This is a genomic window from Actinophytocola sp. (assembly GCF_050699915.1).
Classification (GTDB): Bacteria; Actinomycetota; Actinomycetes; order Mycobacteriales; family Pseudonocardiaceae; genus Actinophytocola.
In genome coordinates this window covers 1-22,290 of record NZ_JBOHGA010000063.1, presented here as the reverse complement: position 1 = coordinate 22,290, position 22,290 = coordinate 1, and the positions used below count along the sequence as shown (strand labels likewise).

General features: G+C 71.3%; 24 protein-coding genes and 1 pseudogene. 10 read left to right on the top strand and 15 right to left on the bottom strand.

Annotated features, from left to right (window positions below; genetic code table 11):
* Positions 1-7: 7 nt before the first annotated feature.
* Complete coding sequence (locus tag ACRDSK_RS14175; RefSeq protein ID WP_431441139.1) at positions 8-1,063, top strand: histidinol-phosphate transaminase; 1,056 nt, start codon at positions 8-10, stop codon at positions 1,061-1,063.
* Positions 1,064-1,066: 3 nt separating this feature from the next.
* Here the strand turns inward: ACRDSK_RS14175 and ACRDSK_RS14170 are convergent, their stop codons facing one another.
* A complete protein-coding gene (locus ACRDSK_RS14170; RefSeq protein ID WP_431441137.1) occupies positions 1,067-1,366 on the bottom strand; it encodes a hypothetical protein in 300 nt (99 codons plus the stop codon).
* A gap of 240 nt (positions 1,367-1,606) precedes the next feature.
* Here ACRDSK_RS14170 and ACRDSK_RS14165 point away from each other — a divergent pair, with 240 nt between their 5' ends.
* Positions 1,607-1,777, top strand: coding sequence for a hypothetical protein (locus ACRDSK_RS14165; RefSeq protein WP_431441136.1), 171 nt, complete (start codon positions 1,607-1,609; stop codon positions 1,775-1,777).
* Positions 1,778-1,838: 61 nt separating this feature from the next.
* Here the strand turns inward: ACRDSK_RS14165 and ACRDSK_RS14160 are convergent, their stop codons facing one another.
* Positions 1,839-2,129: a hypothetical protein gene (locus ACRDSK_RS14160; protein ID WP_431441134.1), complete on the bottom strand. Its 291-nt coding sequence runs from the start codon at positions 2,127-2,129 to the stop codon at positions 1,839-1,841.
* Positions 2,130-2,164: 35 nt separating this feature from the next.
* On the opposite strand from ACRDSK_RS14160, the gene ACRDSK_RS14155 reads away from it, so the two are divergent.
* Entirely contained in the window at positions 2,165-2,386 is a 222-nt protein-coding gene (locus ACRDSK_RS14155) for an FmdB family zinc ribbon protein (RefSeq protein WP_431441132.1), read from the top strand.
* Here ACRDSK_RS14155 and ACRDSK_RS14150 read toward each other — a convergent pair.
* The 4 genes from ACRDSK_RS14150 to nucS form a co-directional block, all read right to left on the bottom strand.
* On the bottom strand, positions 2,380-4,155 hold the full coding sequence (locus tag ACRDSK_RS14150; RefSeq protein ID WP_431441130.1) for a 3-hydroxyacyl-CoA dehydrogenase family protein: 1,776 nt from the start codon (positions 4,153-4,155) through the stop codon (positions 2,380-2,382). The two genes, ACRDSK_RS14155 and ACRDSK_RS14150, sit on opposite strands and share 7 nt — an antisense overlap.
* Positions 4,156-4,284: 129 nt before the next feature.
* Positions 4,285-5,274, bottom strand: a complete 990-nt coding sequence (locus ACRDSK_RS14145) for a DUF3558 family protein (RefSeq protein ID WP_431441128.1) — start codon at positions 5,272-5,274, stop codon at positions 4,285-4,287.
* 84 nt (positions 5,275-5,358) lie between these two features.
* On the bottom strand, positions 5,359-6,156 hold the full coding sequence (locus tag ACRDSK_RS14140; RefSeq protein WP_431441127.1) for a caspase family protein: 798 nt from the start codon (positions 6,154-6,156) through the stop codon (positions 5,359-5,361).
* Positions 6,157-6,307: 151 nt separating this feature from the next.
* Positions 6,308-6,967: an endonuclease NucS gene (gene nucS / locus ACRDSK_RS14135; protein WP_431441125.1), complete on the bottom strand. Its 660-nt coding sequence runs from the start codon at positions 6,965-6,967 to the stop codon at positions 6,308-6,310.
* Positions 6,968-6,988: 21 nt separating this feature from the next.
* On the opposite strand from nucS, the gene ACRDSK_RS14130 reads away from it, so the two are divergent.
* Positions 6,989-7,492 carry a hypothetical protein gene (locus ACRDSK_RS14130; RefSeq protein WP_431441124.1) on the top strand — a complete coding sequence of 168 codons (504 nt, stop codon included), beginning with the start codon at positions 6,989-6,991 and terminating at the stop codon, positions 7,490-7,492.
* Here the strand turns inward: ACRDSK_RS14130 and ACRDSK_RS14125 are convergent.
* From ACRDSK_RS14125 to ACRDSK_RS14095, 7 genes are all read right to left on the bottom strand, one after another.
* Positions 7,489-8,256 (bottom strand): enoyl-CoA hydratase-related protein, encoded by a 768-nt coding sequence (locus tag ACRDSK_RS14125; protein ID WP_431441122.1) that lies wholly within the window; start codon positions 8,254-8,256, stop codon positions 7,489-7,491. The two genes, ACRDSK_RS14130 and ACRDSK_RS14125, sit on opposite strands and share 4 nt — an antisense overlap.
* Positions 8,257-8,266: 10 nt before the next feature.
* Positions 8,267-9,031: an ectoine/hydroxyectoine ABC transporter ATP-binding protein EhuA gene (gene ehuA / locus ACRDSK_RS14120; protein WP_431441121.1), complete on the bottom strand. Its 765-nt coding sequence runs from the start codon at positions 9,029-9,031 to the stop codon at positions 8,267-8,269.
* 22 nt (positions 9,032-9,053) lie between these two features.
* Positions 9,054-9,734: an ectoine/hydroxyectoine ABC transporter permease subunit EhuD gene (ehuD, locus tag ACRDSK_RS14115; RefSeq protein WP_431441119.1), complete on the bottom strand. Its 681-nt coding sequence runs from the start codon at positions 9,732-9,734 to the stop codon at positions 9,054-9,056.
* Positions 9,734-10,483, bottom strand: coding sequence for an ectoine/hydroxyectoine ABC transporter permease subunit EhuC (gene ehuC, locus ACRDSK_RS14110; RefSeq protein WP_431441117.1), 750 nt, complete (start codon positions 10,481-10,483; stop codon positions 9,734-9,736). The genes ehuD and ehuC overlap by 1 nt, the downstream gene beginning before the upstream one ends.
* 30 nt (positions 10,484-10,513) lie before the next feature.
* On the bottom strand, positions 10,514-11,422 hold the full coding sequence (gene ehuB, locus ACRDSK_RS14105) for an ectoine/hydroxyectoine ABC transporter substrate-binding protein EhuB (protein WP_431441115.1): 909 nt from the start codon (positions 11,420-11,422) through the stop codon (positions 10,514-10,516).
* A 182-nt stretch (positions 11,423-11,604) separates the two neighbouring features.
* Entirely contained in the window at positions 11,605-12,501 is an 897-nt protein-coding gene (locus ACRDSK_RS14100) for a transporter substrate-binding domain-containing protein (protein WP_431441113.1), read from the bottom strand.
* Between the two features lie 4 nt (positions 12,502-12,505).
* Positions 12,506-14,530 carry a protein meaA gene (locus tag ACRDSK_RS14095; RefSeq protein WP_431441111.1) on the bottom strand — a complete coding sequence of 675 codons (2,025 nt, stop codon included), beginning with the start codon at positions 14,528-14,530 and terminating at the stop codon, positions 12,506-12,508.
* Between the two features lie 115 nt (positions 14,531-14,645).
* Between ACRDSK_RS14095 and ACRDSK_RS14090 the strand changes: the two genes are divergently transcribed.
* The 4 genes from ACRDSK_RS14090 to ACRDSK_RS14075 all read left to right on the top strand — a co-directional run bounded on the left by ACRDSK_RS14090 (position 14,646) and on the right by ACRDSK_RS14075 (position 17,539).
* Complete coding sequence (locus tag ACRDSK_RS14090) at positions 14,646-15,116, top strand: hypothetical protein (protein WP_431441109.1); 471 nt, start codon at positions 14,646-14,648, stop codon at positions 15,114-15,116.
* Between the two features lie 70 nt (positions 15,117-15,186).
* Positions 15,187-16,068, top strand: a complete 882-nt coding sequence (locus tag ACRDSK_RS14085; RefSeq protein ID WP_431441108.1) for a trypsin-like serine protease — start codon at positions 15,187-15,189, stop codon at positions 16,066-16,068.
* 36 nt (positions 16,069-16,104) lie between these two features.
* On the top strand, positions 16,105-16,398 hold the full coding sequence (locus ACRDSK_RS14080; RefSeq protein ID WP_431441107.1) for a hypothetical protein: 294 nt from the start codon (positions 16,105-16,107) through the stop codon (positions 16,396-16,398).
* Between the two features lie 46 nt (positions 16,399-16,444).
* Positions 16,445-17,539, top strand: a complete 1,095-nt coding sequence (locus ACRDSK_RS14075; protein WP_431441105.1) for a sulfite oxidase — start codon at positions 16,445-16,447, stop codon at positions 17,537-17,539.
* A gap of 39 nt (positions 17,540-17,578) precedes the next feature.
* Here the strand turns inward: ACRDSK_RS14075 and ggt are convergent, their stop codons facing one another.
* On the bottom strand, positions 17,579-19,417 hold the full coding sequence (ggt, locus tag ACRDSK_RS14070; protein ID WP_431441103.1) for a gamma-glutamyltransferase: 1,839 nt from the start codon (positions 19,415-19,417) through the stop codon (positions 17,579-17,581).
* 152 nt (positions 19,418-19,569) lie between these two features.
* Here ggt and ACRDSK_RS14065 point away from each other — a divergent pair, with 152 nt between their 5' ends.
* Positions 19,570-20,214: a DedA family protein gene (locus ACRDSK_RS14065; protein ID WP_431441102.1), complete on the top strand. Its 645-nt coding sequence runs from the start codon at positions 19,570-19,572 to the stop codon at positions 20,212-20,214.
* On the opposite strand, the gene murA is transcribed toward ACRDSK_RS14065, so the two are convergent.
* A complete protein-coding gene (murA, locus tag ACRDSK_RS14060) occupies positions 20,211-21,485 on the bottom strand; it encodes a UDP-N-acetylglucosamine 1-carboxyvinyltransferase (protein ID WP_431441100.1) in 1,275 nt (424 codons plus the stop codon). The genes ACRDSK_RS14065 and murA overlap by 4 nt on opposite strands.
* An 81-nt stretch (positions 21,486-21,566) precedes the next feature.
* Between murA and ACRDSK_RS14055 the strand changes: the two are divergent.
* Positions 21,567-22,290: pseudogene (locus ACRDSK_RS14055) on the top strand (hypothetical protein); the annotation flags it as partial.

The window sequence follows — 22,290 nt, the reverse complement described above, 5'->3', positions numbered from 1 at the left end:
GCGGGACATGCCACTCTCCGTCCGAGCGGACCTCGCCGACCTCCCCGCCTACATTCCCGGCCGCAAGATCCCCGGGGCGATCGTGTTGTCCAGCAACGAGGTGTCCACCCGCGCGCCGGAGTCCGTCCTCGCCGCGATCGCCGCGGCGGCGGCCGACATGAACCGGTACCCGCAGATGGCCAACGACGACGTGCTGGTCCGGACCGCGGAGTACCTGGGCGTGGCCGAGGACCGGGTCACGATCGGCGCCGGCTCGGTGGCGATCGCCCAGCAGTTCCTGCAGGCGATGTGCACCGAGGGCCAGGAGGTGCTGTACGCCTGGCGGTCGTTCGAGGCGTACCCGATCATCACGCAGATCATCGGCGGGCGCAGCATCAAGGTCCCGCTGACCGCCGACTACCGCCACGACCTCGACGCGATGGCCGACGCCGTCACCGACGACACCAGGGTGGTCCTGGTCGCGAACCCCAACAACCCCACCGGCACGGCGATGCGGACCGCCGAGCTGGAGCGGTTCCTCGACCGGGTGCCCGACCACGTGCTGATCGTGCTGGACGAGGCGTACCGGGAGTTCGTCACCGACCCCGAGGTGCCCGACGGCCTGCGACTGGCCGAGGGGCGGGAGAACGTCGCCGTGGTGCGGACGTTCTCGAAGGCGTACGGCCTGGCCGGGGCGCGGGTCGGCTACTCGGTGGCGCCGCCGGTGCTGACGACCGCGGCGCGCAAGGTCGGCATCCCCTTCGCGGTCAACCGGGTGGCCCAGGCGGGCGCGATCGCGGCGATGGACGCGGCCGAGGAGCTGCTGGCCAGGTGCCGCCCGGTGACCGTCGAGCGGGAGCGGGTGCACTCGGCGCTGCTGGAGATGGGCTTCGAGGTGCCGCCGTCGCAGGCCAACTTCGTGTGGCTGCTGCTTGGCGAGCGGACCGCCGCGTTCAACGAGCACTGCTTGGACCAGAAGGTCGTGGTTCGCGCCTTCGCCGGCGAGGGTGCCCGGGTGACCGTCAGCGGGCTGCCGGAGGAGAACGACGCCTTCCTGGCCGCGGCACGTTCGTTCGCCGGCTGATTCTCAGGCGGCGACCAGCACGGGGCGGGTGGCCTGGTCGCTCGCATGGGTGCGGGCGCGCTCGGCGAACCGGCGGCGGGCCGCGGCGACCCGGTGCCAGTGCGGCGTCCGGTCTGCCGCCGCTGACGCGCTGACGTTGGCCAGCACCTCGGCGGCCCGCGCCGCGGAGTCGATCTCAGCGGCGGCGGCCGCGAACTCGCCCGCGTCGATCAGTGAGTAGGCGCGTCGCATCTCGGCCTGCGCGGTCGCGTAGATCGCGTAGGCGGTCAGGTTGTCCGCTAGCGAACCGAGTGGGTGAGACACCGGACTCTCCGATCTGTGCCGTCTTGCTTCTTCACTGACACGTCGAAGCAGCGACGACAGGATCGACACCCGGTCTCAAGATTTTTCGGCCACGCGGGACGTTGCCGAGATCGCGAACCTCAGGCATCCTGAAGTTGCACAACTACACAGCGCGAGCAACGCCCATCTCCTGGCTGTCGGTCGATCGTTTCCTTGGGGGTCCGATCGACCCGGCCATAACAGGAGAGAGGAGCCCACGCCGTGGGTGAGCTGTGGCTCGTTGGTGTGTTGTTGGGTGCGGCGTTGGCGCTCCGGAACCTGACCGAGTTGGTGGTCATCTTCTGGTCGCTGCGAGCTGACGAGAAGGGTCGCAGACACGCGATCCGGCTTCTCGAACAGCTGGGCAGAGGGCGCGGACGCAAGCCGCCGTAGGCGGCGTCGCCTGGTGGCGGCGGGTTGCAGACCTGCTGCCTCCAGGCGACTTCTCTTCGCGCTACCAGTACCGGCTGGTCGGGCGGCGGCGGTGGCGGGCCTGCCAGCAGGACTCGTGCCAGTGGCGGCGGTCGGCCACTCCCCCGGTCTCGTCCGCGGGCCAGACCACCACGTGCGCCGTGCCGGGGCGGATCTCGTGGTCGCAGCCCGGGCAGCGGTAGTGCTTCGTCGTCTGCGTGCCCGACACCCGGCGGATCAGCCAGTCGCCGTCCGGGGCCGACTCCAGCTGCTGCCAGCCGCTGACGGGAGGGCGGGGCGGCTGGGCGCGCCGTTCCCGGTTACGACGAGGCACGGGTGGTCACCGTAGCGGCAGGGCACAATGGTGCCGTGCCGACATACGAGTTCCGCTGCCACGAGTGCGCCACGACGTTCGACGTCCGGCGCCCCATGAGCGCGTCGTCCGAACCCGCCATCTGCCCGGACGGCCACACGAACACCGTCAAGCTCCTGTCCACCATCGCCCTCACCGGGGCCGCCGGCGACGGCGCGAGCATGCCCGTGGGCGGCGGCGGTGGCTGCTGCGGCGGCGCATGCGGCTGCGGTCAGTAGTCCCGAAAGCCCTTGCCGGTCTTGCGTCCCAGCCGGCCCGCGGTGACCAGGTGCTCCAGCAGCGGCGCCGGCGCGAACCCGGCGTCGCGGAACTCGTAGTACAGCGTGCGCTCGATCGCGAGTGACACGTCCAGCCCGACGACGTCCAGCAGCTGGAACGGGCCCATCGGCAGCCCGCAACCCACCTTCATCGCCGTGTCGATGTCGTCGGCGTCCGCGTAGTGCGCCTCGAGCATCTTCACCGCGTCGTTCAGGTACGGGAACAGCAGGGCGTTCACGATGAAGCCGGCCCGGTCCGCGCAGTGCACGGGGTGCTTGCCGACCCGCTGGCACACCGCCCGCGCGGTCGCCACCACCTCGTCGGCGGTGGCGATCGTCGACACGACCTCGACCAGCTTCATCACCGGCGCCGGGTTGAAGAAGTGCAGCCCCAGCACGTCCGCCGGTCGCGAGGTCGCCGCCGCGCACTCGATCACCGGCAGCGACGAGGTCGTGGTCGCCAGCACCGCGCCCGGCTTGACCACCTCGTCCAGCGCGCCGAACATCGCCCGCTTCACCGACAGCTCCTCGGCGACCGCCTCGACCACCAGGTCGCAGTCGGCCAGCTCGTCGAGCTCGACGACACCGCGGATCCGGCCGAGCATCGCCTCGCGGTCCTCTTCGGACAGCCGACCCTTTGCCACCTGACGGTCCAGCGACTTGCGCACCGCCGCGAGCGCCGCGTCCGCCTTGGCCGCCGACCGCGCCCGCAGCACGACGTCGAAACCCTTGCGCGCGAACACCTCCGCGATGCCAGTGGCCATCGTCCCGGTGCCCACGACGCCGACCCGCTGGACGTCCCGAGTGGACACTTCGGACTCGGCAGGCGGGCGCGGGGTGAGCACGTCGGGCACCACGGTCGGCGAGTCCACGCCGTCGTAGGAGTAGAAACCACGCCCGGACTTGCGACCCAGCAGCCCCGCGGTGATCATCTGCCGCAGGATCGGCGCCGGCGCGTGCAAACGGTTGCGGGACTGGCGGTACATCGTCTCGAGGATCTCGTACGCGGTGTCCAGCCCGATCAGGTCGAGCAGCGCGAGCGGCCCCATCGGGTAGCCGCAGCCGAACCGCATCGCCGCGTCCAGGTCCTCGCGCGTGGCGTAGCGGGACTCGTACATCGACACCGCGTGGTTGAGGTAGCCGAACAGCAGCGCGTTCGCGATGAACCCGGCCCGGTCGCCGATCACCACCGGCTCCTTGCCGAGCTTGCGGGCGAACGCCTCCACGTCGGCGACCACGTCCGGCTCGGTGACGACCGTGCGCACGATCTCGACGAGCTTGAGCACCGGCGCCGGGTTGAAGAAGTGCAGCCCGACGACCTTGCCCGGCCGCCCGGTGTGCACCCCGATCTCGGTGACCGACAGCGAGGACGTGTTGGACGCGAGGATCACGTCCGGCCGGCAGACCGCCTCCAGCTCGGTGAACACCCGGGCCTTCAGCTCCAGGTTCTCCGGGATGGCCTCGATGACCAGGTCCGCATCGGCGAGGTCGGCAAGCTCGGTCGTGTAGGTGATCCGGTCGAGCAGCGCGGCGCGGGCGTCGTCGTCGAGCTTGCCGCCGGCCCGGGCCCGCTCCGTCGAGTGCTCCAGGTGTCCCCGGGCACGCGCGACGCCGTCCTGGTCGAGCTCGACGCCGATCACCCGGATGCCGGTCCGCGCCACCACCTCGGCGATCCCGGCACCCATCGTGCCCAGCCCGACCACTCCGACACATCCGAACTCGCGCGCCATGGCCACCTCCGGTAGACCGAGGACCGGTTGCGCCGGATGCTACCTGCCAGTAACCAGAATGGCGGACCAGCCGTGGCGCGCCTCACGGGTGGGCCACGGCACGGTGCTCAGGCCTTGTTCACGCCTTGGTCAGGCCTTGGGCAACGTCGAGATCAGCGCCTTCGCGAGGTTCTTCGTCGCCACGCACGGGTCCTCGCCCTTCGCGGGCTTCTGCTTGTCGTAGAAGATCTGGACGATCTCGGTGTCGTCGCCGCCGAACTTGCGGTGCGCCCACTGCAGCTCGCAGCTGGCGGCCGCGGACGTCGTGGTCTTCTGGTAGCCGGTGACGCCGCCGCCGAGCGAGACGGGCTGGCCGCCGGAGCCCTGGGCCGGGTCGAAGCCGAGCCGCAGCCACAGGCCGAGGTTGGCGGTGCCGCTGTGCCAGTTGCACCAGTGCAGGTTGTACAACGCGCCGGCGTCGGTGCCGCTGCCGAGCGTGGTCCGCAGCGTCGCGTCCTTGACGGCCTCGCAGGGATCGAGCTCGAGCAGCGTGCCCTTGGGAGTGTCGTAGGTCGGCGGGTCGTTGCGGATGCGGTCGACCACGCCGGTCAGCACGGTCCGGCCGGCCTCGCAGAGCTTCTCCGCCTCGCCGCCGGCCTGGACGGTGATGCCGAAGTTGGGCTGGGTCGAGGTGACGACCGTGTTGAAGCAGGCGTCGCCGGAGTCGAGCTCGCTCTCGATGGCGGGCAGGCCGCCGACGTTGCCGTCGGCGTCCTGGGCGTTGCTGATGTTGTCGCCGATGGTGAGCGTGATGCTGAGGTCGGCGCCCTCGGTGTCGGTCATGTAGTTGCCGCACTCGGAGAAGTCGCCCTGGTTGTTCTCATCCGGCTCGCCGACGCCGGCCAGCAGGTCCTTGGTGAGCAGCGCGCACGGGTCGAGCGTGCGCAGCTTCTGGATGGTGAAGGCCGGGTCGTTGGCCTTGGGCTCGCCGGCGGTGCTGGTGCCCGCGCTGCCGCCGCCCTGGCCGGCCGGCACGGTGGTGCGCTCGGAGGTGACCTTGGTCGTGTCGACCGCGCCGCCGCAACCGGCGAGCGCGACCGCCAGCGCGGCGCCGGTCGCGGCCAGCAGGAGTCCCCTCACAGGTGCACCGTAGCCAGTGGGCGCCGGTCGTGTGAGGCGAACCCCGCGATGGCGCGACCGCGCCGCGTCGGGGTCGGTCGGTCGTCAGCCCAGCACGGTCCATTCGCGCTGGTCGTCACCGACCATCAGCTGCGGCGACTGCGGGTACTGGTCGCTGGGCAGCACCGTGCGGATGGCCGCGTGCCAGTCGCCGTAGGTCGCGTCGTGAGCCAACTTGGGCAGCGTGTCCAGCGCGGCGCGGGTGAACGCGCCGTTGAACCGGCCGCCGAAGTTCGCGTCGTAGCTGTACTCGGGGTCGTCGCAGCCGGAGATCAGCAGCGCGGTCGTGCGCGACATGCCCTTGGCCGGCTTCTTCTCCGCCTTGCGCGCCCGGTCGAGGGCGGTGCCGCTCAGGAACGGCCCCGGCGGCAGGAACCGAACGGTCCCGGAAGCCGGACCGCCGCCCATCGGCAGCGCGATCGACGCGACCGACCCGGAGTGGCAGGAGTCGCTGAGGAACACGACCTTGGCGCCTTCGCGCGCCGAGGAGAAGATCTCGAACAGCGTGTCGTCCAGCAGCGGACCGTTGTCGGCGAAGTCGTGCGGGCACAGCGCCTCGTCGCGCTGGTCGGGCTCGTCGCCGTTCTCGTCCGCCTGCCAGGTGCCATGGCCCGAGTACTGGATCACGACGAGGTCGCCCGCCTCCGCGGAGTTCACGGCCGCCGTCATCGCGTCGGCCATCCCGCGCAGCGTGGCCTCACCGTCGAGCATGACCGTGACTTCGTCGAAACCGCGCCCCCGCAACGCGTCCGCCCAGTCGTTGGCGTCGTTCACACAGCCCGACAGGTCGCTGTTGGTCCCCGGGTAGTCGTTGATTCCGATACAGAGCCCGATTCGTCTCATGGCACACCCCTCCGCATTTCCGCGACAGCGTTCGCCGGGGATATCGCCTGTTCCGGCGAGGCCGTAATGCTCCGGCGGAAATTGCCGAGGAATTCACTCAGAAGCGAGGCGAGACCCACCCAGTGTGTTCCCGACGCGCTCCGAGAGGTACTCAGAACAGGCGGAACTCGTCGGAGTCCATGCCCCGCAGGGCGTCGTAGTCCAGGGTGACGCAGCGGATGCCGCGGTCCTCGGCGAGCGTGCGAGCCTGCGGCTTGATCTGCTGCGCGGCGAAGACGCCCTGCACGGGCGCGAGCAGCGGGTCGCGGTTGAGCAGGTCGAGGTAGCGGGTCAGCTGCTCGACGCCGTCCAGCTCGCCGCGGCGCTTGATCTCCACGGCGACCGTGGCGCCACCGGAGTCCCGGCAGAGGATGTCCACCGGGCCGATCGCGGTCATGTACTCCCGGCGGACGAGGGTGTAACCGTCGCCCAGGGTGGTGATGTGCTCGGCCAGCAGGGCCTGCAGGTGCGCCTCGACGCCGTCCTTCACCAGGCCCGGCTCGGCGCCCAGCTCGAACTTCGAGTCGCTGAGCATCTCCTCGAGCGTGATCACCAGCTGCTCGCCGGCCTTGTTCGTGACCGTCCAGGTGCCGGGCTCCTCGGTCAGCCAGCACGGCGGGCTCATCCAGTTGAGCGGCTTGTACGCCCGGTCGTCGGAGTGCACCGACACCGAGCCGTCCGCCTTCACGAGCAGCAGCCGGGTCGCCATGGGCAGATGGGCGGTGAGCCGGCCGGCGTAGTCGACCTGGCAGCGAGCGATCACGAGACGCACGGCAGGCAGGCTAGCGGAAGCATGGTTCGCTTCGATCAGTCGCTACCCGCACCCTCACTCCCGCTCACAGGAGGCCCACGTCCTCGGCGGCACGCCGAGCAGCACGACGCCGACGGGACCTACGTGGTCGGCTTCCCGCCGGGCGCGAGCTGCGACGACGCCCACGAGCTGTACCTGCGCGTCGAGGACGGCTCGGTGCTGCGCCGCATGCCGGCGGGCGCGTCGGCCTGGCTCGGCCGCGTCACGTTGCCGGGCTTCACCGACGAGCAGGATGAGCAGCTGGCGGAGCTGCTCACCCGGCTCGCTCCGGACGGGTTGCCGGCGGCGGAGCAGCGGGAGATCCAGCAGCGCGTGGACGAGCTCGCCGCCGCGGTACCACCCGAGGCGCGGCCCTACGGTGACCGCCGGGTGTGGGGCGCCGGCCAGGCCTGGCCAGGCGCCGGCATGGTGGTCGTCGCGATCATCGGCGTCGGCGCCTTCGTCCGGCTCGCCTCCGGGCCGCGACGGGCGCCGAGTCGGAGCTAGTCGGGCCACTCCGGCTTGCGCTTCTCCAGGAAGGCGGCCATGCCCTCGCGCGCGCCGGGCAGCTGCGCGGCCGAGGCCATCACCTCCAGGGCGATCGCGTACGCGTCCGCCTCCGGGCGGTCCAGCTGCGCGTAGATCGTCTGCTTGCCGAGGGCCTTGCTCGCCCGGCTGCCGCGGGTCGCGCGGGCCAGCAGCTCGTCGACCGCGGCGTCGAGGTCCTCGTCGGGCACGACGCGGTTCACCAGACCCCACTCGAGCGCGGTGGCGGCGTCGACCGCGTCGCCGGTCAGCACCAGCTCCATCAGGCGCTTGCGGCCGACCGAGCGCGCCACCGGCACCGCGGGCGTGTGGCAGAACCAGCCGCCCTTGCCGCCCGGCAGCGCGAAGCCGGCCGACGCTGCGGCGACGGCGAGGTCGCAGGACGCCACCAGCTGGCAGCCGGCGGCGGTCGCGAGCCCGTGCACCCGTGCGACGACCACCTGCGGGATCGACTGGATCGTGCGCATCAGATCGGTGCACAGCGCGAGCAGCTCGCGTACGCCCATCAGGTCCCGGGACGCCACGTCGCCGAAGTCGTGCCCGGCCGAGAACACCGGGCCCTCGCCGGTCAGCACCACCCCGGTCGCGGCGGACTCGCCGGCGGCACGGAACGCCGCCAGCAGCTCCGAGAGGTGCTCGTGGGACAGCGAGTTGCGGCGCGCCGGCCGGTTCATCGTGATCCGGACGGTGTCGCCCTCGGTCTTGACCAGCAGGTGTTCGTACATGCCCGTCAGGCTAGCCGCGGTTGAGGACCGCCTGCAGGAACGTGCGCGTGCGCTCGTGGTCCGGGTCGGTGAACAACTTGTCCGGCGGCGCGTCCTCGACGATCTGGCCGCCGTCGAACATCAACACGCGGTCCGACACGTCCCGGGCGAAGTTCATCTCGTGAGTCACGCAGAGGAACGTGATGTCCGTGGTCCGCGCGATGTCCTTGAGCAGCGCGAGCACGCCGGCGACCAGCTCCGGATCCAGCGCCGAGGTCACCTCGTCGAGCAGCAGCACCTCCGGACGCATCGCGAGCGCGCGGGCGATCGCCACCCGCTGCTGCTGCCCGCCGGACAGCTGCGAGGGGTGCGCGTCGACCTTCTCCGACAGGCCGACCAGGTCCAGCAGCTCCCGGGCCCGCTCCTCGGCCTCCGCGCGGGACAGGCCGAGCACCCGGACCGGTGCCTCGGTGAGGTTCTGCAGCACCTTCATGTTCGGGAACAGGTTGAACTGCTGGAACACCATGCCGATCCGCTTGCGCACGGCCCGCTGGTACTTCTCGTCGGCCGGCACGAGCCGCTCGCCGCGCTTCATGTGCGACAGGCATTCGCCGCCGACCCAGATCTCGCCGCGGGTGACCTGTTCGAGGGTCATCAGCAGCCGCAGGATCGTCGTCTTGCCCGAGCCGCTCGGCCCGATGAGCGTGACGAACTCCCCCGGCTTGACCGCGAAGTCCAGCTCGTTCAGCACGACGACGTCGCCGAACTGCTTGACGACGCCATCGAAATGGATCATGACGTCGCCGGCCGGCGCGGTCTCAGACCGATTTGAGTGATCCGACACGTCGCTCCATCCATCGGGTGAGTAGGGACGCGGAGAAGCTGAGCAGGAGGAACACGACACCGGCGATCGTGATCGGCTCCTGCAGGCGGAAGTCCTTCGCGCCCTCCTGGGAGGCGGTGCCCACGATGTCGGCCACGCCGATGGTCAGCAGCAGCGGGGTCTCCTTGAGCATGGAGATCGTGTAGTTGCCCAGCGCCGGAAGCACCCGCGGGATCGCCTGGGGCAGGATGACCCCGGTCCAGGTGCGCGTCCGCGGCAGGTTGAGCGCCGTGGCCGCCTCCCACTGCCCCACCGGCACCGCCTCGATGCCCGCCCGGTAGATCTCCGCGGTGTAGGTCGAGTAGTGCAGGCCGATCACGATGATGCCGGTCGTCAGCGCGTCGAACTGCACCCCGAAGTCGGGCAGGACGTAGAACGCGAAGAAGATCTGCACGAGCAGCGGGGTACTTCGGATGACCTCGATGAACAGCCAGACCACGGTGCCCACCACGCGGATGGGAGACCGGCGCAGCAGCGCCAGCACCAGACCGAAGGCGTACGCGATGAGCGAGCCGAGGACCGTCGCCTGGAGCGTGACGAGCAGGCCGTCGCCGAGGATCAGCGGGAGCACTTCCCAGGCGTTGTCCCAGTTCCAGACCTCGTTGGCGCCCTGCATCAGGCCTCAACCCCACTCTTGCTGGCGGCGAGCTGGGTCTCCTTGCTGCCACCGATCATGCGCCGCAGCGACCGCGGCTTCGGCGGCTTGCGGCCGACCAGGGCGGCCGCGCGGCGCTCGATCCACCGCATGCCGGCCGTGATCAGGATGGCGAGAACGAGGTAGAGCAGGAGCACGAGGCTCCAGATGAGCAGGGCCTGGCCCGCCATGAAGCGTTCCAGCACCTCGCGCGCCTGGTAGGTGATCTCGTGCACGGTGATGATCGTCAGCAGTGCGCTGCCCTTGAGCAGCTGGATGAACAGGTTGTTGAACGGCGGCACCATCTCGACCAGTGCCTGCGGCAGGATCACCCGCCGCATCCGCTGTGCCGGCGACAGGCTGAGCGCGATGCCGCCCTCGCGCTGCGCCTTGGGCACGGACTGCACGGCGCCGCGCACGATCTCGGCACCGTAGGCGCCGAAGTTCAGCCCGAGCACGCCGATGCCGGCGGCCAGCGGCACGATGTCGTAGCCCACCAGGATCGGCAGCACGAAGAAGATCCAGAACAGCTGCACGACCTCGGACGTGCCGCGCCAGATCTCCACGTAGACGCGCGCGATCCCGCGGACGAGCACGAACCGCGACAGCATGGCCAGCCCGCCGACGAAGGACATCACCGTGGCGATCGCGATGCCGCCGACGGTCGCGCCCACCGTGATCGGCACGCCCGCGAGCAGGGTCTCCAGGAAGAATGGCAGGTCGTCGAACACGTCCCGCCGCCTACCGGCCCCGGACCGGCGTCACTCGCCGGCGCACAGCTTCTCCGTGGTCACGTCTGCCGGCGGCAGGTTGTCCTCGGTGAACCCGAACGGCTCGACGACCTTCAGCCACTCGCCGCTCTCGTGCAGCTTGGTGAGCTCCGCGTTGAACGCGTCGATCAGGTCGTCCTCGCCCTTGCGGAAGACGAACCCGCCAGCCTGGACCTGCTCCTTGCCGTCGAGCACGGGCACGAAGCCGTCAGTGACCTCCAGCGGCGCGTCCGGGTTGTCCTTGATCAGCTGCCGCAGCGAGATGTCGGTCAGCGCGCCGCAGTAGGCCCGCTGGTCTCCCAGCGCCTGGAACAGCTCCGCCTGGCCGGAGTAGGTCTGGATGTTGGCCTTCGCGACACCGGACGCCTCGGCGACCTGCTGCTCGATCGTGCCCGACAGCACCGCGAGCTTGAGCCCCTTCGCCTTCAGGTCGTCGAAGTTCTTGACCTGCTCGGGGTTGCCCTTGGGCACCATGAACGCGGTCAGCGTGACGTAGTCGACCACGGAGTACGCGGCCTGCTCGCACCGCTCGGGCAGGATCGCCATGCCGGCGGCGACCATGTCGTACCGGCTGGCGTTGAGCGATGGGATCAGCTGGTCGAACTCGACCTGCTCGGCCTCGACCTCGGGGATGCCCATGGCCTTGAAGACCGCCTTGGCCACCTCGGGCGCCTCGCCGGTGACCTTGCCGTTGTCGGTGAAGCCGTAGGGAATCTCCCCGGCGATGCCGACCTTGACGGTCTTGGCGTCCTTGATGCGCTGCAGGGTGCCACCCTCGCCGCTGCCGGTGTCCGCACGCTCCGAGCACGCCGACAGCAACACCGGCCCGCCGAGGGCCACCGCGCCCAACGCCGCACCGCGCCTGAAGAGGTCCCGCCGTGTCCAGTTATCGGTCGCCATGGTGATGTCCCTTTTCGCTGTCGAACCCGGCGTTCTCACGTCGCTCTCACGTCCTAGTTGGGGACCGAACGTAGGGCCAACGTCGAACCGGGTCAAAGCCCTGCTGCAAGATCAGAAAGGCCGTTAGCAAACCGAGACCTCACCGGCGGGAACAGCGCGCCGGCGCACCCCGAGTCGTGACCTCAGGCGCCGGCGCACGCCTTCTCGGTCGTGAGGTCCGGCGGCGGGACGTGCTCCTCGGCCAAGCCGAACGGCGAGACGATGGACAGCCAGTCGCCGCTCGCGTGCAGGTCTCGCAGGCGGTTGTTGAACGATTCGAGCAGTTCCGTCTTGTCCCGGGGGAACGCGAACGCGCCGACCAGAGGCAACCGCCCGGGTGGCGTGAACGGCTTGGCGACCGTGAGCGCGTCGCCCTCGGACTTGACCAGCGTGCGAGAGCTGATGTCGTCGAACGCGGCGCAGTCGGCCTGGCCCCCGCGGACGGCGTCCATCATCTGCAGCGGGTCGGGCAGCGCGACGATGTTGGCCGGGTTCACGCCGGCCGTGGTGGCGTCGGTCTGCTCCGGCAGGCTGGACATCACGGCGACCTTCGCGCCCTTGGCCTGGATGTCGGCGTAGGTGTTGAGCCCCTTGGGGTTGCCGCCGGGCACGATCAACGCGGTGCCGGAGACGTAGTCGGGAGTCGTGAAGGCGACGCTCTGGCAGGTGTTCTTGTCGATCGTGAGGCCGCCGACCATGTCGAAGGCGCCGGCCGCGATCCCCGCGTAGAGCGCCTGGACGTCGGCCAGGACCTGGAACCGCAGGTCGGTGACGCCGAGCTGGCCGAGCACCGCGCGGGCCACCTCGGGCACCGCACCGCTGATCTCGCCGCCCTCGATCACGAACGGCTCGTACCTCAGCACTCCCATGGCCAGGCTGGCGGACTCCTCGGGCGCGGAGCTCGGGACCTCCTCCTCCGCCGCGGGCCGGGCGTCCGGATCGGCCTGGGGCGTGCCACCGAGCTTCGACGAGCAGCCCGTCACGGCCGCCGCACCGAGAACCGTTGTGGTGTAAAGGAAACGGCGCCGCGTCCAGGCCATGTGGTCACCCCGAGGTCGTGGGAATCCCGTGTGCCTCCCGGACCACGTCCACGATCTCGTTCATGATCCCGGTGAGCTCGTAGTCCTTGGGCGTGAACACCCTAGCCACCCCTCGCTCGCGCAGGACCTCGGCGTCCTGGGGCGGGACGATGCCGCCGACCACCACCGGCACGTCGTCCGCGCCCGCCGCACGCAGCCCGTCGACCACGTCGGGCACGACCGCGAGATGCGAGCCGGACAGGATCGACAGGCCCACCACGTGCACGCCCTCCTGCACGGCGGCCGCCACGATCTCCTCGGGAGTGAGCCGGATGCCTTGGTAGACGACCTCGAAGCCGACGTCGCGGGCCCGCACGGCGATCTGCTCGGCGCCGTTGGAGTGGCCGTCGAGGCCGGGCTTGCCGACGAGCATGCGCAGCCGGCCGCCGAGCTCGTCACCCGTGACCCGGACCCGGTCCCGGACGTCCGCGAGCTCGCCGGACGCCTCGCCGGACGCCGACGCGCCGGAGACCCCGGTCGGCGCCCGGTACTCGCCGAAGACCTCGCGCAGGGCCCCGGCCCACTCGCCGGTCGTGACGCCCGCCTTCGCGCACTCGAGCGTCGCCTCCATGAGGTTCGTGTCACCGCGCGCCGCGGCGGTCAGCAGCTCGAGCGCCTTGTCCACTTCGGACCCGTTGCGCTGCGCGCGCCAGTGTTCGACCGCATCGACCGCCTCACGCTCGACCTCGGGCTTGATCGTCTCGATGGCGCCCTCGCCCTCGAGCGGGCTGGGTTCGGTGGTGTCGAAGCGGTTCACGCCGACGACGACCTCCTCGCCGGCCTCGATCCGCCGGCGCCGCTCGGCGAGGGAGGCGACGAGCTGGGTCTTCATGTAGCCGCTCTCGACCGCCGCGACCGCACCGCCCATCTCCTGGACCCGCTCGATCTCCGCCTTCGCCCCGGCGACGATCGAGTCTACTTTGGACTCGATGACCGGCGAGCCGTCGAAGATGTCCTCGTACTCCAGCAGGTCCGTCTCGTAGGCCAGCACCTGCTGCATGCGCAGCGCCCACTGCTGGTCCCACGGGCGCGGCAGGCCGAGCGCCTCGTTCCACGCGGGCAGCTGGATCGCGCGGGCGCGGGCGTTGCGGGACAAGGAGACGGCGAGCATCTCGAGCACGATGCGCTGCACGTTGTTCTCCGGCTGCGCCTCGGTCAGCCCGAGGGAGTTGACCTGTACGCCGTAGCGGAACCGGCGGTGCTTCGGGTTCTCGACGCCGTAGCGGTCGCGGGTGATCTCGTCCCACAGCTGCGCGAAGGCACGCATCTTGCACAGCTCCTCGACGAACCGCACGCCGGCGTTGACGAAGAAGGAGATGCGCGCGACGACGTCGCCCATCTTGTCCTGCGGCACCTGCCCGGAGTCGCGGACCGCGTCGAGTACGGCGATGGCCGTGCACATCGCGTAGGACACCTCCTGGACGGGCGTGGCGCCGGCCTCCTGCAGGTGGTAGCTGCAGATGTTGGTGGGGTTCCACTTCGGCACGTTGGCGACGGTCCAGGCGACCATGTCGGTGATCAGCCGCAGCGACGGGCCGGGCGGGAAGACGTAGGTGCCGCGGGAGAGGTACTCCTTGATGATGTCGTTCTGCGTGGTCCCGGTGAGCTTTGCGACGACCTCGTGCCAGTCGGCTCCCTCCTCCTCGGCCTGCTCCTGGGCGAGGGAGACGTAGAGGGCGAACAGCCACATCGCGGTGGCGTTGATGGTCATCGAGGTGTTGGCCTCGGCCAGCGGGATGCCGTCGAAGAGCTGGCGCATGTCGCCGATGTGCGCGACCGGCACGCCGACCTTGCCGACCTCGCCGCGGGCGAGGACGTAGTCGGGGTCGTACCCCGTCTGCGTGGGCAGGTCGAAGGCGACCGACAGCCCGGTCTGCCCCTTGGCCAGGTTGCGCCGGTAGAGCCGGTTCGACGCCGCCGCCGAGGAGTGCCCGGCGTAGGTGCGCATCACCCACGGCCCGTCGCGCTGGTCATCGGTCGGATACGGCATCGGCACCTCCGTCGGACCCGTCCACATGAGGGTCTTCTGACTGTACTGGCGGGTAACCGCTGCTGCCCTGGTGCCGTTCCTCACAGACCCGATCGAACGCACTACGGTCGCGCGCATGGCACCCGCCGGGCGCGAGTTCCGCCTCTACCGCTACTCCGGTCTGCTTTGCCGGCACGACCTGCTGGTGCGGGTCGACCGGCCCGCCTACCCGAACGCGGACCAGGGCGCCGAGGACGCCGCGGACGACTTCGCCGACTCGGCAGCCGAGCACCTGCGCGGGTGGTGGGCGCGCCGGCTGCTGCCGCGGGACTGTTCCCGCGAGCACCGGGACCGGCTGCTGGGCACGATGGACGGCGAGCCGCCGACCGAGGACACACTCGACGGGCCGGGGCTGCGCCGGTGCCGGGTGTGGGTGGCCCGGCACGGCGACTCCGAGTGGCTGGTGCTCGGCGAGGCCACGTCGGAGGAGGAGTTCTGGCGGGCCGTCGCCGAGGACGACGGGCGCGAGCCCGACCGGCCGGCCGTCGCGCACGACGTCTACCTGCTCGCCGACGAGGACGGCCGCGGAGATCTCCGCGACGCCTAGCGCCAGCCGTCCCGACCGGGGTTCAATGCAGCCACTACCCGGGGCCGGGGTGAGTCGAAGGACATCACTCATGAGAAGAACGTCGAGAACGTCGCTCGGACTCGCCGTGGCGGCCGCCGCGGCTCTGGTGGCGGGCACCGGTCAGGCATCAGCGATCAACTCCTACAACGCGACCCCGGCTCCGGAGCGCACCGAGGTGGGCGCGCTCGTCGCCACCTGGGACGACGACGATCCGGCCACGCCCGACCAGGTGGACTGGGTCTGCTCGGGCACGATGGTCGACGCGAACACGTTCCTCACCGCGGCGCACTGCACCGCCGCGTTCACCTGGCCGCCGAACGTGCGGTTCTACGTGTCGCTCGAGCAGGACGTGCAGGCGGCTCTCGACGCGGCCGAGGCGCAGCACCCCGGTGACCCGACGGCCGTCGCGCAGGCGGTCGGCGTCGAGGGCGTGGCGCACACCGAGCCCGGCTACCCCGGTCCCGCGTCGGACTCGCACGACATCGCCGTCATCGAGGTTCCCGCGGCCGCGATGGCGGCGCGCTGGACGTTCACGCCGGCGACGCTGCCCGCCGCCGGCCTGCTCGATCGGCTCGGCAACCGCGCACTCGACGCGACCGGGTTCGTGGTCGTCGGGTACGGAACCGAGGAGGCCCAACGCGGGCCAGGCGGGCACGTTCACCCCGGCGGCGGCGTGCGGATGAAGGCACCGGAAGGGTTCAACGCGCTCAACAAGACCTGGATCCGGCTCGACATGCACGAACAGCACGGCAACGGCGGAGCCTGCTACGGCGACTCCGGCGGGCCGAACTTCGCGGTGCTCGGCGGCGAGCTGGTGCTCGTCTCGACGACGATCACCGGCGACGTCCCGTGCTACGCCACGAACGTCACGTACCGGACCGACACCGCGACGGCACGAGCCTTCCTGGCCCCCTTCGTGGCGCTTCCGTAGCTTCCTTCCTGCCACGGTGCACGCGACAATGGTTGCGTGGGCTACTACACGCTGTTGATCCCGCTGGGAGTGCTCGCGCTGCTGGCCCTGGTCCTGCGGTGGGCGTCGAGCCTGGACACCGACAAGGCCCACCGCAAGGACTACGGGCTGCTGCGCGAGGTGGCGAAGGTCCCGTCCTCGACGGCGGCGCGCGTGGTCGAGACGCAGCTCAGGCAGGCCGGCGTCTCGGCGACCACGGTGCCCGCCGAGGACGGGGACGGGCTGCGGATCCTCGTGTTCCCGAGCGACGAGGCCGTTGCCATCGATGTGTTGCTGACGAACCCCTCCTAGTCACGAACCTTTCCCGGCGGGCGCACCAGGGCGCACGCTGTAGCCCATGACCGATGTGCTGCGGGCAGGCGAGGCGGCACGCGTGGCCGGAGTGGACGAGGCGGTGTCGCTGGACGAGCTGCGGCTCGCGGCGCGCAACCACGGCATGCCGCTCGAGGCGCTGCGCCACGACCTCACCCCGCCCGGCCTGCACTACCTGCTGGTGCACTACGACATCCCGTTCGTCGACCCGTCGTCCTGGCGCCTCCAGGTCGGCGGGCACGTCCGGACGCCGCTCACACTCGACCTCGCCGACCTGCACGACCGGCCCCGAGTGTCGCGGACGGTGACGCTGGAGTGCGCCGGCAACGGGCGCGCCCGGCTGCTCCCCCGCCCGGTCAGCCAGCCCTGGCTGGACGAGGCCGTGGGCACCGCCGAGTGGACGGGCTGCTCGCTCGCGGCACTGCTCGACGAGGCGGGCGTGCTCGACGGCACGGTCGATGTCGTCTTCACCGCGCACGACCACGGCACCGAACGCGGCGTCGAGCAGGACTACACCCGCGCGCTCCCCATCGCCGAGGCGCTGTCCGGCAACGTGCTGCTGGCAGACGAGATGAACGGCGCGCCGCTGCCCCCGCAGCACGGCGCGCCGGTGCGGCTGGTCGTGCCGGGCTGGTACGGGATGGCGCACGTGAAGTGGCTGCGCGACATCGCCGTCCTGCCGTCGCGGTTCACCGGGTACCAGAACGCGGTGGCCTACCGCCTGCGCGCGGACGCCGACGACCCCGGGGTGCCGGTGTCGCGGATCCAGCCGCGTGCCCTGGTCGTCCCGCCGGGCTTTCCGGACTTCATGACGCGCCGGCGGATCGTCGACGCGGGGGCGGTCGAGCTCTTCGGCCGGGCGTGGTCGGGGCGCGCACCCGTGGTCGGCGTCGAGCTCAGCGTCGACGACGGGCTGACCTGGACGCCGGCCGCGCTGGGCCCCGAGACGTCTCGGTTCGCGTGGCGGTCGTGGTCGTTCGCCTGGGACGCGGTCCCGGGCGAGTACACGCTCCGCGTGCGCGCCGCCGACACCGAAGGCGTGCAACCGGTCGACCAGCCGTGGAACCTGCAGGGCATGGCGAACAACATGGCGCAGCGGGTGGCGGTCACGGTCCGCTGAACCAGGGCGGGCCGCCGGCCGGCGACCCGCCCATCTGTCCTAACGGGACGGATGCACCACGCCCGCGGCGCTGCCGCCCCGGCGCTTCGGCTCGCCGGCCGCGACCACCTTGCCGTGGCCGACGAACTCCAGGCCCGACGCGACACCGATGTCACCGCTGGTCCTGATGTCCGGGTCCAGCGGCGAGGTGTTGTTCACCGCGAGCGTGTGGCCAAGAGCCTGCAGCTCCGCGACCACGGGTAGCTCCAGGAACGCCGGCTCCACCTGTGTCGTGGCCGAGTTGCGCTGCGAGGCGCGCGGCGCGGCGATGGCCTCCGGCAGCGTCATGCCGAGGTCGACCCGGTTGACCAGGATCTGGATCACCGTGGTGATGATCGTCGCGCCGCCCGGGGAGCCGACGGCCAGGAACGGCTTGCCGTCCCGCAGCACGATCGTCGGGGACATGCTCGACCGCGGACGCTTGCCGGGGGCCGCCAGGTTCGGGTCGGGCGCGTCGCCCTGCGTCGGGGCGAAGTTGAAGTCCGTCAGCTCGTTGTTGAGCAGGAACCCGCGCCCCGGCACGACGATGCCGCTGCCGCCCAGCTGCTCGATGGTGTTCGTGTACGACACCACGTTGCCCCACTTGTCGCTCACCACGAAGTGGTTGGTGTGCACACCCTGGTTCACGTCCGGCGTCGCGGCGCCGGTCGCGGTGCAGGTACCCGGGCCGTTCGGGTCGCCCGGGGGCACCGGGCTCGTCGCGGCCTGGGCCGGGTCGATCTCGCACGCGCGCTGGGCCGCGAACCGGTCCGACAGCAGCTGCCGCTGCGGAACGTCCACATAGGCCGGATCGCCGATGAAGCGGCCGCGGTCGGCGAACGCGAGCCGGGTCGCCTCCAGGTAGTGGTGCAGCGCCTGGGCACGGTCCATCTCGGACAGGTCGAACCTCTCCAGGATGTTCAGCGACTCGCCCACCGTGATGCCGCCGCTGGAAGACGGCGCCATGCCGTACACGTCGAGCCCGCGGTAGCTCAGGTGCGTCGGGCGGCGGTCGATCGTCTCGTAGTCGCGCAGGTCCCGCACGGTCATCAGACCGGGCAGCGGGTCGATCGTCGCGTCCGGGGCGACCGGCGGCGTGCGCACGGCGTCGACCATGTCGCGACCGATCGAGCCGCCGTAGAGCGCGCGGGTGCCGTGCCGCGCGATCTCGCGGTAGGTGTCGGCCAGGTCCGGGTTGCGCAGCTTCGAGCCGACCTCGGGCAGCTCCCCGCCGGGCAGGAACAGGTCCCGCGTGGCGCCGAACTGCCGGAACCGCTTCTCGTTCTGCCGGGTCTGCTCGCGGAAGGCGGCGTCGACGGTGAACCCGCGGTCGGCCACCTTGATCGCCGGGCGCAGGTTGTCGTCGAGGTCGAAGCGGCCCCACTTGTCCAGCGCCCGCTCCCAGGTGGCGAGCATGCCGGGCACGCCGACGCCGAGCCCGCTGGTCACCGCGACCGGGAACGGGTAGGGCTGGCCGGTCGCCGGGTCGACGAACATCGTCTCGCTACCGGCCGCCGGGGTCGTCTCCCGACCGTCGATCGTGGACACCTTGCGGGTCCGCGCGTCGTAGTGGACGAAGTAGCCGCCCCCGCCGACGCCCGCGACGTAGGGGTCGGTGACGCCGAGCGTCGCGGCCACGGCGACCGCCGCGTCGGCGGCGGTACCGCCCTTGCGCAGCACGTCGAGGCCGGCCTCGGTCGACTCGGCGGTGTCGGACACCACCGCGCCCCCGTACCCGACGGCGACCGGCTGCTTGTCCGGCGGCCGGTGGTCGGCCGCGGCGGCGGTGCCGCCGGCCGCGAGCGCCGAGACGAGCAGGACTCCTACGGACAAGGCAGAACCGATCCGGCGGGCACGCATGCCGACCCCTTCCAGTGGTGCGAAGTGCCTCACTGTCTTACCCGTCGCGCGCCCCGCGCACAACGATCATTTCTCGGCCGCCTCGTGGTTCGACCGGCCCGGCCCCGGGTACCCGAATCGGGCAAAGGGGATCCCACGAGAGCGAGGCGTCCATGCTGCTGCCCTACGCGGCCGCGGAACCGACCGGCGTCGCCGGCTTCGCGGTCGACGTGATGGACAAGCTGGGCGGGTTCGGCGCCGCGCTGCTGGTCGGCATCGACAACATCTTCCCGCCGATGCCGAGCGAGCTCGTGCTGCCGCTGGCCGGGTTCGCGGCGAGCCAGGGTTCCATCTCCATCGTCGGCGCCATCCTGTGGACCACCGCGGGCTCGGTCGCCGGCGCGCTGATCATGTACCTGCTCGGCGCGTGGCTCGGGCGCGAGCGTGCGCGGGCGCTGCTCATGCGCGTCCCGCTGATGAAGGCGCAGGACTTCGACCGCACCGAGAAGTGGTTCGACCGCCACGGCACCAAGGCGGTCTTCTTCGGCCGGATGGTGCCGGTCTTCCGCAGCCTGATCTCGCTGCCGGCGGGTGTGGAGCGCATGCCGCTGTGGAAGTTCACGGCGTTGACGGCGGCGGGCAGCCTGATCTGGAACAGCGGCTTCGTCGTCGCCGGCTACCTGCTCGGAGAGAGCTGGCAGGTGGTCGACCAGTACGCCGGCTGGTTCCAGTGGGTCGTGCTGGGGCTGACCGTGGTGCTGGTGGCGGTGTTCGTGACCGGGCGGGTGCGCGAGCGGCGCGAGACCAGGACCGGCTAGGCGCGCTCGGGTGCGGCGTTCACCCGGCGGACGTCCGCGCCCAGGTTGGCCAGGTTCTCCACCAGGCCCGGGTAGCCGCGGTCGATGTGGAAGACGTCCCAGACGTCGGTGACGCCCTCGGCGCAGAGGCCGGCCAGCACCAGACCGACGCCGGCGCGGATGTCGGACGCCCACACCGGCGCGCTCGACAGCCGCGCCACGCCGCGGACCACCGCGTGGTGGCCGTCGGTGCGCGCGTCGGCGCCGAGGCGGATCATCTCCTCGATGAACCGGAACCGCGCCTCGAACAGGTTCTCCGTGATCATCGAGGTGCCGTCGGCGATCGAGGTCAGCGCGATCGCGAACGGCTGCAGGTCGGTGGCGAAGCCCGGGTAGGGCAGCGTCACGAAGTCGACCGCGGTGGGCCGGTCGTGCTGGACGACGCGGAAGGACTGGCCGTCGAGGATCGTCACCTCCGCACCGGCGGCGCGCAGCTTTTCCAGCACCAGGTCGAGGTGGTGCGCGTCCACGCCCCGCACGGTCACGTCCCCGCGCGTCATCGCGGCGGCGAAGGCCCAGGTGGCGCCGACGATCCGGTCGCCGATGACCCGGTGCTCGGTGGGCTGCAACGACTCCACGCCGTGCACGGTGAGCGTCGAGGTTCCCGCGCCCTCGATCTTGCCGCCCATCTGCAGCAGCATCGTGCAGATGTCGACGATCTCCGGCTCGCGCGCGGCGTTGTCGATCACCGTGGTGCCGTTCGCGAGCACGGCCGCCATCAGGATGTTCTCGGTGGCACCGACGCTCGGGAAGTCGAGCCAGATCTGCGCGCCGTGCAGGCCCTCGGCCTCGGCCACGACGCAGCCGTGCTCGATCTCGCTGTGTGCGCCGAGCTGGCGCAGGCCGTTCTGGTGCATGTCCAGCGGCCGCGACCCGATCGCGTCCCCGCCGGGCAGCGCCACGACCGCGCGCTTGCAGCGGCCGACCAGCGGGCCGAGCACGCACACCGACGCGCGCAGCTTGCCCATCGACGCGGAGTCCGCGCGGTGGTTGAGGTCCGCGGGCGTGGTGATGGTGACCGTGTCGGCCTCGATCACGACCTCGCAGCCGAGACTGCGCAGGACCTCGGCCATCAGCGGGACGTCCAGGATCTGCGGGCAGTTGGTGAGCGTGGTCGTGCCCTCCGCGAGCAGTGCCGCGGCCATCAGCTTCAGCACGCTGTTCTTCGCCCCGACGACGTCGACCTCGCCGGTGAGCCGTGCCCCGCCGTGAACCTGGAAGTGCTCCGTCACGAGCGCTCATCATGCCCCACCGCCGGCACCGGGCACGGTCCGCCCCGGTTGCTACCCTGCCGCTTTCGGCGGAGGGAAACGATGAAGGCGTTCTCGAGGCTCGCGAGCCCCTCCGGGTTCGCGCTGGTGCTCCTGTTGTTCCTGTTCCTGCCGTTCGTGTCGGTCGCCTGCGACGCGGGCAGCACCGACTACAGCGGCGGGCACCTGGCCGGCGGCGCGCGCCCGGACATCGAGCTCGCGCCCGGTGTGGGGGGAACGGCCAGGGACGTGGCCGCCGTGGTGGGAACCGACCAGGCGCCGGCGGCGGGCGCGCAGGCGCTCGCACTCGTCGTGGTCCTCCTGCTGGTCGCCGGCATCGTGCTGCCGTTCGTCCCGCAGCTGGCGCGACACGTGCGGCAGCGCAGGTTCGGCCGGGCGGCGGTCGCGGTGCTGGCCGGCGTGCTGCTGGTCGTCACCCAGAACGTCGCGCAGACAAACGTCGCGGCGAGCCTCGCCGACATGGCGCGGGACCTGCCGGGGACCGGCGCGACGCCGGGCGAGGAGGACATCGCCGACCGGTTCGTCCACTCCGGGGTCGGCTTCTGGATGTCGCTCGTCGTGCTGTTCGTCCTCGCGGTGGTTAGCGTGGGTCTCGTGTACCAGGACAAGCTCTTCCCCACGCCCGCGCACGCCGGCACGGCCACGCGGACGCCGGTGCGGACGACGGCACCGATCTGGCAGTCCGAGTCACCGGAGCCCACCGAGCCGCCCGCACCCGTCGGCCCCGCCGCACCCAGCGAGCCGCCCGCGCCGGTCGGGCCCGCGG

Bases quoted from the DNA above. Each gene is read 5' to 3' on its own strand.
- ACRDSK_RS14175 (WP_431441139.1), top strand. From the start codon at position 8: ATGCCACTCTCCGTCCGAGCGGACCTCGCCGACCTCCCCGCCTACATT.
- ACRDSK_RS14150 (WP_431441130.1), bottom strand. From the start codon at position 4,155: ATGGCGCGCGAGTTCGGATGTGTCGGAGTGGTCGGGCTGGGCACGATG.
- ACRDSK_RS14140 (WP_431441127.1), bottom strand. From the start codon at position 6,156: ATGAGACGAATCGGGCTCTGTATCGGAATCAACGACTACCCGGGGACC.
- ACRDSK_RS14130 (WP_431441124.1), top strand. From the start codon at position 6,989: ATGGTTCGCTTCGATCAGTCGCTACCCGCACCCTCACTCCCGCTCACA.
- ACRDSK_RS14125 (WP_431441122.1), bottom strand. From the start codon at position 8,256: ATGTACGAACACCTGCTGGTCAAGACCGAGGGCGACACCGTCCGGATC.
- ehuA (WP_431441121.1), bottom strand. From the start codon at position 9,031: ATGATCCATTTCGATGGCGTCGTCAAGCAGTTCGGCGACGTCGTCGTG.
- ehuD (WP_431441119.1), bottom strand. From the start codon at position 9,734: ATGCAGGGCGCCAACGAGGTCTGGAACTGGGACAACGCCTGGGAAGTG.
- ehuB (WP_431441115.1), bottom strand. From the start codon at position 11,422: ATGGCGACCGATAACTGGACACGGCGGGACCTCTTCAGGCGCGGTGCG.
- ACRDSK_RS14100 (WP_431441113.1), bottom strand. From the start codon at position 12,501: ATGGCCTGGACGCGGCGCCGTTTCCTTTACACCACAACGGTTCTCGGT.
- ACRDSK_RS14095 (WP_431441111.1), bottom strand. From the start codon at position 14,530: ATGCCGTATCCGACCGATGACCAGCGCGACGGGCCGTGGGTGATGCGC.
- ACRDSK_RS14090 (WP_431441109.1), top strand. From the start codon at position 14,646: ATGGCACCCGCCGGGCGCGAGTTCCGCCTCTACCGCTACTCCGGTCTG.
- ACRDSK_RS14085 (WP_431441108.1), top strand. From the start codon at position 15,187: ATGAGAAGAACGTCGAGAACGTCGCTCGGACTCGCCGTGGCGGCCGCC.
- ACRDSK_RS14075 (WP_431441105.1), top strand. From the start codon at position 16,445: ATGACCGATGTGCTGCGGGCAGGCGAGGCGGCACGCGTGGCCGGAGTG.
- ggt (WP_431441103.1), bottom strand. From the start codon at position 19,417: ATGCGTGCCCGCCGGATCGGTTCTGCCTTGTCCGTAGGAGTCCTGCTC.
- ACRDSK_RS14065 (WP_431441102.1), top strand. From the start codon at position 19,570: ATGCTGCTGCCCTACGCGGCCGCGGAACCGACCGGCGTCGCCGGCTTC.